General features: G+C 52.8%; 11 protein-coding genes and 1 pseudogene. 9 read left to right on the forward strand and 3 right to left on the reverse strand.

Going from position 1 to position 12,973, the window contains the following annotated elements; genetic code table 11:
* Positions 1-81 precede the first annotated feature (81 nt).
* From AO068_RS12525 to AO068_RS12550, 6 genes are all read left to right on the forward strand, one after another.
* Complete coding sequence (locus AO068_RS12525; RefSeq protein WP_058408514.1) at positions 82-861, forward strand: hypothetical protein; 780 nt, start codon at positions 82-84, stop codon at positions 859-861.
* Positions 862-1,392: 531 nt separating this feature from the next.
* Positions 1,393-2,310, forward strand: coding sequence for a hypothetical protein (locus AO068_RS12530; protein ID WP_058408515.1), 918 nt, complete (start codon positions 1,393-1,395; stop codon positions 2,308-2,310).
* Positions 2,311-2,812: 502 nt separating this feature from the next.
* Positions 2,813-4,933: an alpha/beta hydrolase domain-containing protein gene (locus tag AO068_RS12535; RefSeq protein ID WP_058408516.1), complete on the forward strand. Its 2,121-nt coding sequence runs from the start codon at positions 2,813-2,815 to the stop codon at positions 4,931-4,933.
* A 295-nt stretch (positions 4,934-5,228) separates the two neighbouring features.
* Positions 5,229-5,822, forward strand: a complete 594-nt coding sequence (locus tag AO068_RS12540) for a hypothetical protein (protein ID WP_147467843.1) — start codon at positions 5,229-5,231, stop codon at positions 5,820-5,822.
* A 141-nt stretch (positions 5,823-5,963) separates the two neighbouring features.
* Positions 5,964-6,269, forward strand: a complete 306-nt coding sequence (locus AO068_RS12545) for a hypothetical protein (protein WP_039011496.1) — start codon at positions 5,964-5,966, stop codon at positions 6,267-6,269.
* A gap of 162 nt (positions 6,270-6,431) precedes the next feature.
* Positions 6,432-6,683 (forward strand): hypothetical protein, encoded by a 252-nt coding sequence (locus AO068_RS12550; RefSeq protein ID WP_058408518.1) that lies wholly within the window; start codon positions 6,432-6,434, stop codon positions 6,681-6,683.
* Between the two features lie 785 nt (positions 6,684-7,468).
* Here AO068_RS12550 and AO068_RS29250 read toward each other — a convergent pair.
* Positions 7,469-7,936 carry a hypothetical protein gene (locus tag AO068_RS29250; protein ID WP_235592573.1) on the reverse strand — a complete coding sequence of 156 codons (468 nt, stop codon included), beginning with the start codon at positions 7,934-7,936 and terminating at the stop codon, positions 7,469-7,471.
* 896 nt (positions 7,937-8,832) lie between these two features.
* Here AO068_RS29250 and AO068_RS12565 point away from each other — a divergent pair.
* A complete protein-coding gene (locus AO068_RS12565; protein ID WP_058408519.1) occupies positions 8,833-9,270 on the forward strand; it encodes a DUF3757 domain-containing protein in 438 nt (145 codons plus the stop codon).
* Between the two features lie 961 nt (positions 9,271-10,231).
* Here AO068_RS12565 and AO068_RS12575 read toward each other — a convergent pair.
* Positions 10,232-10,807 carry a DUF1349 domain-containing protein gene (locus AO068_RS12575; protein WP_058408520.1) on the reverse strand — a complete coding sequence of 192 codons (576 nt, stop codon included), beginning with the start codon at positions 10,805-10,807 and terminating at the stop codon, positions 10,232-10,234.
* 202 nt (positions 10,808-11,009) lie between these two features.
* Here AO068_RS12575 and AO068_RS12580 point away from each other — a divergent pair.
* A pseudogene (locus AO068_RS12580) lies at positions 11,010-11,258 on the forward strand (BRO-N domain-containing protein); the annotation flags it as partial.
* A 75-nt stretch (positions 11,259-11,333) separates the two neighbouring features.
* Positions 11,334-12,068 carry an SDR family NAD(P)-dependent oxidoreductase gene (locus AO068_RS12585; protein WP_058408521.1) on the forward strand — a complete coding sequence of 245 codons (735 nt, stop codon included), beginning with the start codon at positions 11,334-11,336 and terminating at the stop codon, positions 12,066-12,068.
* Between the two features lies 1 nt (position 12,069).
* On the opposite strand, the gene AO068_RS12590 is transcribed toward AO068_RS12585, so the two are convergent.
* Entirely contained in the window at positions 12,070-12,948 is an 879-nt protein-coding gene (locus tag AO068_RS12590; RefSeq protein WP_058408522.1) for a carboxylate/amino acid/amine transporter, read from the reverse strand.
* Positions 12,949-12,973 lie beyond the last annotated feature (25 nt).

Here is a 12,973-nt window from a genome sequence, read left to right on the forward strand (position 1 = left end):
TGCTTTGTCTGAGCAAGCTTTCACTAAGTCAGTGGAAGTCCCGCCTCAGCTTCTTTAATGTGTCTGCGCAAGGACGTAGCATTGAAATTAGAAAAAGTCGAATTCATACCAACTTTAAATGAATATGTTGAGCTACACAAAGACAGCTCAGACCCAAAAACCAAAGCACTAGTTGGCGATTTTCTTGAGTTCCCCTCCAGCGAAAATCAAAAGTGTGAGACTCGGAAAAAATTCACTCACCAATTAAGCGGGCTGCGACAAGCTGTCATTAATCGAATTGATGACGTAATTATGTGTAACAGGTATGCGGTAGCCCAATACAACCATAACGTTGAGGTGCTAGCTCCCAAGCTCGCCGAATACGATCAGCACTATGATGGCATGTTCAGCCAAATTATCGAATCCGGACATGAGGACTATCACCCTCATGCCCGGCTCGGGTTTAAGCCTTTCGATATGTATTGCGAAATAAAAAACGCCAAGACCATTGCCAATGAAGGTCTTATCATCCACTTGTGGGTGACCATTGAGCAACACGTTAAGCAGGCCATCATACTCAAAGACAAGTCGCAGACGGGACTTCCACATGAGTGGGATAAAATTCTTGGTTGTGCAAGACGGGCTGGAATAGATTTGAGGCGCCTATCTTCTTTCAAGATAATTGACGAAATTAGAGTGGTTAACAACAAGATCAAGCATCTTTACATTGTCGACCAGAAACTTTGCAAGTACAAAGGGTTCACTCAGCATAAGGGTAAGAAGATGAACGCCGTCGACTATCGAGTCCATGAATATGCTATTGGAGCGCATCATTTTATGAACAGAGTGATCAGCTCAATGGGGCCGACGGTTAGATACTAGTGCCATTCAGATCCGCTAGGCTCTGAAAATGAGCCTCTAGGACGCTTCCGCCTCTGCAAGCACCTCCAGTTCTAGATCATTTACCCTCAATATCATGCTACTAGCAAAACGATATCCGGTCCATGTAGGTCTGGTACCTTTGTTCCTTATCATTTACGACCTCACTTCAAGAGCTGACCCCGGTATCGATTCCGATCGAGATGCTCGTCGATCTCTCAGAAGATACCGTGCTTAACGTATAAATTTTGAGCTGAGGTGAATAGATATCATCACCGCACACGGCACAACCGCCCTTAGCAACCATGATCAACGATAGTTTTCAAACTCGAAGAAATGAATTTACATTGAAAAAATCACAACAATGAGCCCGCCCCCTTGGAAAAGCAAAGCAAGACCCTGCTTATATCTCAGTCAGGCGAGAGACCCCGTTAGCCATTGGCTTATCAATAGGCTAGACTTAGCTCCACTGCGAAAACTAAGCTCGAAACGGTTAAGCATATTCCGGCAAATTAAAAAAATGGTTTTATTTTTATGAAAATAGCAATATCTTCTCTCGAGTCTACAGTTGACAGCTTCATTAAGCTGGCTACCGGACTTTTTAAACTCAGCATCAGCTTGGGAAGTATCTGCGTAGTTATGTATGCGCTGAAAATCGGACACTTCCCTCAAGGCCTTGCGCTAGGGGATGGACTTTTATTTCTGGTAGCAGCTGCATGCTTTGGTTTCGTCTACGTAATGTTTGCTATATGTATGGGTTCAATTGGTATTTTTTGCTCCCCGGTAATCCGACGAATCATCCGCGGGCTAGTTTGGATAGCATGCAAAGTAGCTAAAAGCCAGCAAGATATCAAATATCAACTAGCACCGTTCCACTGGATGTCAATCCCACTTGCAGGAATAGGGGGATTGTTAATTTTCTGGATGGGTAAACGTGACCCCACGGCCTACATGAACCTAGCGTTACTCCCTATAGCTATATATTTATTCTACTCTTTTGCGCGCTCTGCCGGCGCTGACTACCGGCGAGAAGAACGTTTGGCACGCTCAGCTATCGTCACGACAGAATCAGAAAGATTGGCTCACGTAAACAGGGCCGACGGACATAAGACTACTTATTTTGTGAGTGCATCCATTCTCATCTTCCTACCATTGCTATTTGGAGGTGTTACGGGACAATTAGCGGACGGAGCAATGCGCCTTGCGCAGGTGCGTGTCGAAAAAGCGGTGGTCTATGTGAAGGCACCGTTAAGCACCCTGCTTCCAGAACAGTTGCATGCGGCTGATGTTCAGGCGCCTGAAGGCTACAAGGCGTTTCGAGATGTCACTGTGTTGTTCCAAGGATTCGGCACTACGACATCCATCGGCTTCAAGGACAATGATCGGAGCCGCCAAGTGGCTCTGCCTAACGACAGTCTCATTGTAGAGAAAGAACGAAAACAGCCCATCTAACGATGATTACATTCGTCTGAACCATCTGAATGGCTTCACCATGCTCCAAGGAACCCAGCCTCTCGACAGGCCAGATCAGCATACTTACAAGGCTCAGGGCTCCCTGGCTCCGCTCGCTGTCGGTGGATCAGCGACTATCCGACTGGCCTGTGATCTGGGCATTACAGTTGAGAAATGTCCGTACTACGTAGAGCTCAAGGTGCTCCAGGTTAATTAAGCCTGAGCTCTCCTTAGGCCCGGTGATCCACAATTTGCTGCGTGGATCACCAAGGGAGACAGCAGACGAGCTAGAGGTTGGAGAAGTACCTACAAACCTCAGATTTTTTTGTTTGCAGGTACCAACGAGTGAAATAGATAACGAGAGGGTGTGTTCTCGGAACGCTTAAGAATTCATGATAACCGAGCTACCTGCGGGCTATGCCTGAAACCTTTTGATCTGTACAAGTCATTGCTATCAGAGCATCAAAAGCCATCGATAAAAAAAGAAAAATTGGGGGTAAAGATGAATCGCCTATTTCATGCTGCAGCGTTTGCAAGCTCCATGATGATCGTTGCAGCACCTGCCCAAGCCCGTATCACACAACTGGAGATCCTGCGGACCGAGCCCGCTTTCGGAGGCGAAAGCTTCGGTAATACAGGCACTTACGAACGCGTCTTTGCGCGCGCTCATGGTGAGTTAGACCCAGAAGCTTCTGGAAACAAGATTATTCAAGACATCGAACTTGCCCCCCGTAACGGTCGTGGGATGGTTGAATACACGACTGATGTTGCAATCCTGCGTCCCGCTGACGTGGCCAAATCGAATGACATTCTTCTATTTGATGTGCCAAATCGAGGCTCTAAGCGCGCGATGTTATTGTTCAATGCTGATATGCGGGGTAGTCCAGCAGCGTTCAACAACTTCGAAGTCGCTGGGGACGGTTTTCTACAGCGCCAGGGTACGACGCTGATCGCGTTTGCCTGGCAGGGTGACGTTGCGCCGGGTGAAAACCGCATGATGGTGCAACTGCCGACGGCCATAAATGCTGATGGGGCGCCGGTAACAGGTGTGGTGCGCAGTGAGTTGACCACGCTCTCAGCGACCGCCAGCCTTAACCTGTCCGCAGGTTGGTTCACCTCCACGCCGCCTCATACGACCTACAAATCGGTTGAAACCGACAACACCAAAGTGCTCGCGGATGGCTTTCGTCCGACGTTGACGGTGCGTTCGCGGGCAAATGCGCCCCGACAGGAAATTCCAGTGAATGACTGGAAGTTTGGCGATTGCAATACGCCGAACGAAACCCAAATATGCCTACCCGCTGGTTTTCAGCCCGGCAAGCTTTACGAGCTGATTTACCGGGCCAAGGAGCCGGCGGTAATGGGTATTGGTTTTGCTATCGCACGGGATGTTGGTGCGTTCTTTCAGCAGGCTGAGCATGACGATAAAGGCGTGCCCACCCCTGTAGTGCATGGGCCTAAGGTCAAGTCGATTATCACTGGCTCATCACAATCCGGCCGATTCATTCGCAGCATGATCGCGCTGGGGTTCAACCGTAGCGAGGAAGGTCATCGGGTCTATGATGGTGCGATGCCGCATATCGGTGGCGGCCTGATGCCGCTCAACATCCGATTTGCTCAGCCTGGCCGGGCGTGGGGCCAGCAGGTCGATCATGACTACCCTGCTTACGATTTTCCGTTTACCTATGGCCGGGAAACCGATCCGATTACCGGACGCTCGCAGGGTTTGCTGGATCGCTGCAACGATAACAATACTTGCCCTCTGATTTTCCACATGGCAACGGCCCTTGAACTTTGGGAGGGACGCCAGTCGCTTGGCCTTACCGATCCACTCGGCTTGCGCGATGCACCTGAACCGGAAAACGTCCGCACTTTTATTATGGCAAGTACGCAGCATGCACCGCCGTCTTTGCCACTCCCGGCTAATCCACCCTTTGGGCTTTGTCAGGTTCAATCAAATCCAAATCCACACACCTGGACAATGCGCGCAGCGTTCATCAACCTCGTTGGCTGGGTTCGTGATGAGACAACACCGCCCGCTTCGATAAAGCCCTCTGTGGCGGACGGCACACTGGTGCCGGCGGACAGGGTCAGTTTCCCGCTTATCTCCGCGACCAATTATGGCGGCGTCACGCGCCCCGCGCTCCGCTACACCGGTGCCGTCAATAGCCTGCAAGTGCTTGATTTTGGACCTGGCTTTCGTCCCGAAGACAGCTCTGGCATTCTCACAAACGAGCCGCCGAAATCGGGGGTTGGCAGTTACGGCCTCCTGGTGCCTCAAGTGGATGCAGACGGAATTGATGTGGGTGGCGTTCGGGATGTGTATCTGGGTGCTCCCATCGGGACTTACACGGGTTGGAACACTTTCAGGCCCGAGTTTTTTGATGGCGGCTTTTGTAACTTCCAAGGCAGCTTCCTCCCGTTTGCCGCGACGAAGAAAGAACGAATCGTGGCCGGAGACCCTCGCCCTTCCCTGGAGGAACGCTACCCCACGAAGGAGGCTTATGTGTCTGCAGTGAGTAAAGCTGCAGACTCGCTGGTTGAAGCGCGGATGCTACTTCCTGAAGACCGTGAGCGGCTGGTAAAGGAGGCGCAGGAGAAAGGTGTGCGTGTAGGGCCTTGAGCAGGGGTGATCTGTTGTAGTGGTTTAGTGATTCCGGACACGACGTTAAGTCTTTTTACTTACGGAGCGGATGTTCGCGATCAGAGCCCAAGCCATAGGAGCGATGGTGTCCGATCAATTTAATCGGACATTATCGCGCTATCGTAGAGCATCATCATTGATGCCAACAAACAGGCTCGATGTTCGCTTTTGGCTAGAATTGCATGAGATTGCCGGCTGCAATTGGCAAATAGCACACGTGCGCAGTCTAGGTCGTTATGCTAAATAAAAGACTTGTCGTAAAAGCTGAATCATCATGAAAAGGTTCGCCATGGAAAGCGATGTAACGCTACAGACTTCAGCCACGCCGAAATCAATCGCTAACGCCTTTCCGCCCTACATGAAATTGGAGGCAGCTCATCTGAGCTTGGCCATGGGCGATACCCGATTTGCTGATCATCGAGGCATAGAGGTCACAACAGACAAGAATCGTGTGGTCATTCCATACCGAATCCACCACGAGGGCAGCGAGCAGGATGATAGGTCTCTAAGCCGGACTCAAAGCATTATGTACTCTTGCCTATTGACCAGACACCACAATGGATACGTGCGCCAGCGCCAACTTGAGCGCATCCTTCCGGTCTCCGAACCCTGGGTTGTTCCATTCGTTGTTCAGCTCACTGGCGAGTATGTGATCGAGATACTCGACAAGTGCGAATCCCACTTTTCCCTGCTTGACCCTGTGCTTTACGGCTCCTTCATCAGAGACAACCCGAAGTATTTTCAGGCCACACGAGACCGAATGATCAGCTACTGGGATTGCTATTATCGGTCGCTATACAAGCGTAAACCTGACTATGTCGGGTTCAGACTGTTCGACCAACTCCAGAAGCTTGCATCTCACCTGTGAATACCGAGCCGCCCCCGGGCTTTCTTAAACACCGCTGAGCGTCAGCTATGGGTCGAAAGCTGTCCGTCGTGGAGTCAGCGCTGCGACTCTTCGGCAAATGGTGGTACAAACTGAGCATATGACGACATGGATAGAGGTGAAATGAATCAGCTGAGTCCCGATCTGCGTGAAGACCTCCTCGAAGTGCTGGATGAGGTCTCTACACTGATGTCCGCTGAATATGCGCAGCTTGGCCCCTTGCCTGATGATCATCCACTGGCACAGTCAGGTCTTGAGAATGGGGCAGAAATCGTTCTGGACTACATCGCGCACGGCGAAGCGGGTGTCGCACTCGATCATCTGTTCTACATGATCAAAGAGCCTCCTCTCGCTATCTCTGCCAGATCTGCCGAGAAGCTGGCTCGGCTTGCCAAAGTGTTCGAAATGCCCTTGAGCTGGAGGGCATGAGGTCTGATCGGAGAGTAGAACAGGACGCGCCATTGTCGGAGCGGACGACCGCTATCGGCCAGGAGCAGGCATCGGCTAGAAGCCATCATTTCGCTGATGCACGATAACTCTGTATCGGCCCTAAGCTGATGACCGGCCACGTTCAGACACTAGGAATAAGACATGGAATATCGGATTCAGATTGCTTCGGACGTGATCCGTGATGGCCTAGGATTAGAGCTTATCAACACTACCAATCAAGTATGCGCTGAGGTCTTCAGGTGTGATGCTGATAACACATTGAAAATTTCGCTATTCGCTGAGGATCTGCCATTCGTACAGGTTGAAAATTTAGTGCTGATCGCCCGAAAAGAGTTGTCTCGCTATGAAGATGGCACACCCTTGCCCCCTGCTATCCCACTCCAAAGCTCATAGACCAAAGCCTCAGACAGTCACTTCCCGACCATCCCTCTAGCCATTGATGGCCTTCAGGTGCGGAAAGTGATCCTGGGAAAATACGTGGTTAGCACCGGCCGCTATCGGCCCAGAGTGTGTAAAAACGCTTCGCCAAAATTGAAGTGTGCGCGTCTACGTTAAATCTGAAACGTATCGGCACGTCAGCAGATGTAGGTTTCGCGTAGAAGCGCGATTTGCAGTCCCGTGGTGAGTACCTGACGTGCTCGAAAACGTTTTTACTCAGCCTCGGCCAGAAGCGGACGGACCGTGAATGTCAGAAAGCGACCGGTCCTTGACCGACCCGAAGAATCAGCGCCTAGTCCCCGGGCGCACTGATCAGGGTGTTGTCAGTTACCGAAAATGCGTGAGTCTGGAGGGAATCGCATAGCTCTGACAGAAGCCCTTGAACGACGCTGAAGGATGAGTCGGACCGACAAGCGCCGAACTTAAGTGATAAATGGATGGACGTCACCGGCTTTCCTGAAAGGCTGCCCTCAATTGTGAAGGATTCGTCCTTCACAAACACCCCTTGAATGCATCCCGGGAGCACCAGCGCTAAGGACCTGAGGACCTGAGGACCAATGCTTCATCCCCGATATCCAGGATTTCACCAACGTCTGCTAAATTATCAGTGCGGGAGCCCACCGGCTTTAAGATGATGATGTCATAGCTCATACGTTTCCTGTGGCCCATCCCGCACGCATGATTCATCTCCCCCGTTAGAGGGGATAAGCAAGTGACCGAAAAATGCAGGCTGGTCGCTGCTAATCCCAGTCCATTTTAATGTTCTCTTGTTTTCGGAACGCGTCCAGCACGCTCTGGAACTGGGAGCGTTCAAAAGTCAGGCTCGGGATTGAGTCGTACCAATCAACAGCAGGGGTTTGCAGGGTGATCAAATCCCTCAGCAAGCCAAATCGATGCCACCGGACATGGCACTCACCGGCATGCTGCTCGGCGACAATGACGGTACAGGTCAGATCCAAATCATCAGGGCATACCAGCAGGGGAACCAAGGTCCGCCACCCCGGCGCCGTGGAATAAATCCGGTCCCATATCAAACAGGTGTCGTCATCGCTGTGCAAGCCTGAATGAGCGGCTACGAGGTGTAGCTCAGCTTCTCGATTATACCCGGGCAGCCAAACCTCCAGAGGTACTCCGTCAACGGCAAAGGTCGGGTAGAAGCCGAGGCTGTGTTTAGATTTATGGCTTGCAATGGATAGCAGATTATTCATTCCGATCCTCGAATCCCTGAAGTTTACAGAGATTACTTTTCCTAGATGCGGATGTCTTCTACTTGCCTTTAGCTGACTTCCATGAACGACTGCTTTGGGTCGTTAGCGGCCGACCGCTATCGACCCAAAGCGGTCATTAAAAGCATTCCTGCCCAAAGGAGAGTTCGAAGGACAGACCCTCCTAACCCAGTCGCTACTACCACCCATCAGAATCGATCTCCTCCCATGGCCCTGAATATCGTAAGAAAAGTCCTAGAATACCGGGTACGCCGGATGGCCTCTGGTTAGCCAAAATGAAGTTATGGCGCTGGCTTGGTCGAGGCGCACATACGTGAATGGCGCCTCAAGAATGATCAGGATTTCTGAGCGCTTCGGCGTTAGATCTAATCGACCATAACCGCCATCCCGCCAGCCAAAGAATTCGGTTCCCGTCTGCGGATACCGCAAAGGCATCATTATTGCGTACGCCAGCGGGGAGTGGCTTTCACGAACCAAGCCTTGGTGAAGCCACCGGCTCGGTCTTTCGAGGCGTCATCCCGCGCGCTGCCCTTGCCATGCCTATGTGGACAGGGCTTCAGGAGTAATCAGCCAACCCACTATCCCCACACGAACCAACGCCATTTCCTACAAACAATTAAGGCCGGAAGGCGCAGACAATAGACAGACTAACGCCTACGATAAACCCATCCACACTGGATACGATCAAGTTACTAATGAAGCATGCACCTCGCTTAATAACGAGATAACAAGCAACACATTTCTTGCTACACACTAGATAGCCATATGCAACCAACTAGCGGACTTGGGAAACAAGCTCGCTCGGCCTAACGGCGTAAAAATCCTACACACACGCTTATATACACATCAAGAATTAAATCTTTAATTAAAGGAACATCATGAAAAAGGTATTAATCAGCGCTGCAATCGCGACTTCCCTGCTGGGCATGTCCCTGACCTCTCAAGCGGCAGAAAACTGCCCTGCCGTGGAGAAGATCGAGCAGGTCTCACCCGGTGTATACCGGGCGAGCGGCAATGACGGCGAGTGGACCGGCGTGCTGCAAGGCGTTGTAACAAAGAAAATGCCTGTGCAGTCCTTTGAACTGGCCATCACTATTCAAGAGGGCGCAGACGCGCCTCAGATGCTGCAATACTGTACCTACAACATCGGTGGGCGCGAGATGCTGGACATGCGCTTCACCGCTAAAAACAATAAGGATTTCACTGTAAAAACTGCAGGCAGTACCTGGAAAAAAGAAAATGGTTTTTTGGGTCTCGTCTATAACGTATGTGAAAAAACATCACCTGAAAACTGCAAGTTCACCGTTGTTAAGTAAAACAAGGTGAGCATGTCGCTCTTCAGCGGGCCTGCAATGGCCGGCTGAAGAGTCACTCACGTCAGATCATGCAAATCCTTGCCCAACCTCGAAATGAGAGAACACCACCTCCAGCGCAGCCCGTCGCTGGAGTGCTGAATACGCAGCACATGCAATGAGTGGTGAAACCATTCGCCAACGAGATACCTGGCACACGCTTCACGTGCACCACGGTATGGGTCTGATTACGGTGGAGCCAGAGTTGGGCGTTGAGTATGTATCATCAACCCAGCGGAGTGTTTCAGTATAGGCCTGTTAAAGCCCACACTCCTTCCTTACAGGCTCGACCATGAGCGAAGCTGGCGGCTTCCCTGTCTGCCGATCTATCACCGCTAACGAACATTCGCCTTCGAAAGCTGACGGAGTCACCTTATAGGTCGCTCCCTCCTTAGGAATGAAGCTGCTGACGTTCAAACAGCTTATCTGCACCCAAGTCCGGTTGCGATCCTCTAGTCGTTTGCCCCCTACAATGAGTGAATTCAGATAAATGCGTTTCTCGGGCTTAATCAGAAAGCGATTCTTTTCAGGGTCGGTTTGAGAGACACCACCCAGAGCGCCGGTCTCATCTGTGTCTTGGCAACGACTATCGTAGTAAGCCCAGTACCCTTGAAACCCTTCGTGGAGAAAGTCAGTTTTACCCCACGCGGCCTCTATCGTGGCGTGGGGCTCCGTCAACTTAGCTTGCTGATAGTGGCCCACACATCCGGTAAGAAAAGCCAAGCAAAAAATCAGGACAGGTCTATTCAAGGTCACATCCAAGCAAAGAAGAAAAGCACCTGAAGGTATCGACTGCCTATAGCTAAACTACAGCTACTTTCTGTAGAAAGTTAAGGCGGAGGAATTAGAACTATGCGCAACTGAAGTCCGAAGGTAGACCCATGCACAGCCAGCAGTGGCCGGTAAGAGCCTACCGGTGAGTCACTCACGTCAGATCATGCAAATCCTTGCCCAGTGCAGGCATGACCTCGAAATGAGAGAACACCACCTCCAGCCCTCCCCGTTCCGGACTGCAACACATCGGCCCTACGGCATAAGACTCACTCACGGGAAATGGTGCCAGGCGCAGCAGCGGCCAGCGTAGCCCGTCACTGGAGTGCTGGATACGCATCACGCCCTTGGCAACGGTGACTCGCAGCCAGAGGCCGGATGATGATTCATCAAACGCACCCGTCGCCCAATCCGATTGCCCGCAGGTTAGAACGCTGCCCAGCATCAGGGCTCCGTCGCTGACTTCAACGCCGGTTTTGCCCCAGTTGCGCTCGTCAATGCGGACCATCAAGCCCGCCTGATCGTAAAGCGTCTTGAAATCCCCCTGCACATGCACTTGCGCAGTGAAATCGCCCGTCACCGAAACACCCAGAAAATGACCGGTGTCGCGGCAGAAGCCGTAGTGCGTCTGTTGCCAGAAATCGGTTTGCGGATCTGTGGTGACTGTCAGGCGCTCTTCCGCCACGTTCCAGTGTCGGGGTTGGTTCAGCCAGATGCCTTTGTCGAACATGTTGCCTCCAGTGTAGGGTTGTCGAGGGTGATGGAGGCGTTACCTCATCTAACCCATGCAGATGGGCGCGCTTCAATAATAAACATCAACCGACAACACACTATCTGAACACAACCTAAAACCTAACGCATCGCAGCCGCCCCAAAAAATGCCGTTTCCTACGCTTCAGCCCCACACCCTCGTCCTCCGTCACAGCCATATGCTGCGTCAGTGGCTGACGCATGAGGTGCTGACGGTGTTGCATGATCAGCAGAACGTGACGCTGGATAACCCCAGAATGAGCCAGTTGCAGTGGCCGGGCACCTCGCTGAGCGTGCTGCACTGGCGCAGTGAAACCTGGATTCGCTTGCGGGACATGCCGACTGTGGTGACCGAAGCAAAACCCCGGCCGAAGCGGGCGCTGTGGCGCAGGGTCTTGAAGCGGATTAGCCACAAGAGTTCTGCGGCCTGACACCGGACAAACAGCGTTGACACCCCGCCCGCCAAAAAACATGATGCATCCACCCTCAAAAACCGGAACGCACTCATGAGCGACAAGAAAAAGCTGTTGCTGACTGGCGCAAGCCGGGGGATTGGTCATGCCACGGTCAAGCATTTCAATGCCGCGGGCTGGGAAGTGTTCACGGCGTCCAGGCAGAACTGGGTGGATGACTGTCCGTGGGCTGAAGGCCTGCTCAATCATATCCATCTGGACCTGGAAGACATCGACAGCGTCAGCGCGAGCATGGCGGCGATCAAGGACAAGCTCGGCGGGCGTCTGGATGCGCTGGTGAACAATGCGGGGGTTTCGCCGAAGACGGCGGAAGGCGGTCGCATGGGCGTTCTGGAGTCTGATTACAGCACCTGGATCAAGGTGTTCAACGTCAACCTGTTCTCCACGGCGCTACTGGCTCGCGGTCTGTTTGACGAGTTGAAAGCGGCCAAGGGCAGCATCATCAATGTCACCTCGATTGCCGGCTCGAAGGTTCACCCGTTTGCCGGGGTCGCCTATGCCACGTCCAAGGCGGCACTGTCGGCGCTGACCCGGGAAATGGCTTTCGATTTTGGCCCGCACGGGATACGGGTCAATGCCATCGCACCGGGCGAGATCGATACGTCGATCCTGTCACCCGGCACTGCGGAAATTGTCGAGCGGCTGGTGCCGATGCACCGGCTGGGCAAGCCCGAGGAAGTCGCTTCGCTGATCTATTTCCTGTGTACGGCTGGCGCGTCCTACGTGAACGGTGCGGAGATTCACGTCAACGGCGGTCAGCACGTCTGACTCAACGGGTGCCGGAAACGCTCTCCGGCACACGCCGCACGCCCAGGCGACTGATCCACACAGACGCCACAATCACCCCGCCGCCGATCAGCAGGCGGGTGAAGTCCTCATGCTGGTTCCAGATCAGCAGATTGATCAACAGCCCCAGCGGCACATGCAGGTTATTCATGACTGCCAGTGTGCCGCCATTGACCATGCACGCGCCTTTATTCCACCAATACATGCCCAGCGCGGTCGAACACAGGCCGAGGAATAGCAGCACGATCCATTGGGTCGGTGCTTCGGGCAGGTGTTGCGGATTGCCGAACATCAGGAACGCGGGCAATACCACCGCCAGTGCACCCAGGTAGAAATAGCCGAAACGTCGGTAATGCGGCAGATCGCTGGGGTGGCGCGCCACCAGATGTTTGTACAGCACCTGCCCGGCGGCGTAGGTGAAGTTGGCCAGTTGCAGTAGCAGGAAACCGCCGAGGAAGTCGCCGTCCAGGCCATCGTAACGAATCACGCCAGCGCCCAGCACCGCGACCACCGCCGCGAGCAAGGCCCAAGGGTTGAAGCGCCGGTTCAGCGCGTCTTCGATCAGCGTCACGTGCAGTGGCGTGAGGATGGTAAACAGCAACACTTCCGGCACGGTCAACACCCTGAAACTCAGGTACAGGCAGACATACGTGACGCCAAATTGCAGCGCGCCGATCAGCAGCATGCCCCGCATGAATCGCGGTTCAACCTGACGCCAGCGGGTCAGCGGGATGAATACCAGACCGGCGAGCACCACGCGGATCAGCACCGCGAAATAACTGTCGACGTGCCCGGCCAGATAGACACCGATCAGGCTGAACGAAAACGCCTGAATCAGTGTGACGATAAGTAGATAACCCATGCCTGCCCCCATTTTTGAAGGGCGC

This window comes from Pseudomonas sp. ICMP 3272, from assembly GCF_001466905.1.
GTDB classification, from domain to species: domain Bacteria; phylum Pseudomonadota; class Gammaproteobacteria; order Pseudomonadales; family Pseudomonadaceae; genus Aquipseudomonas; species Aquipseudomonas amygdali.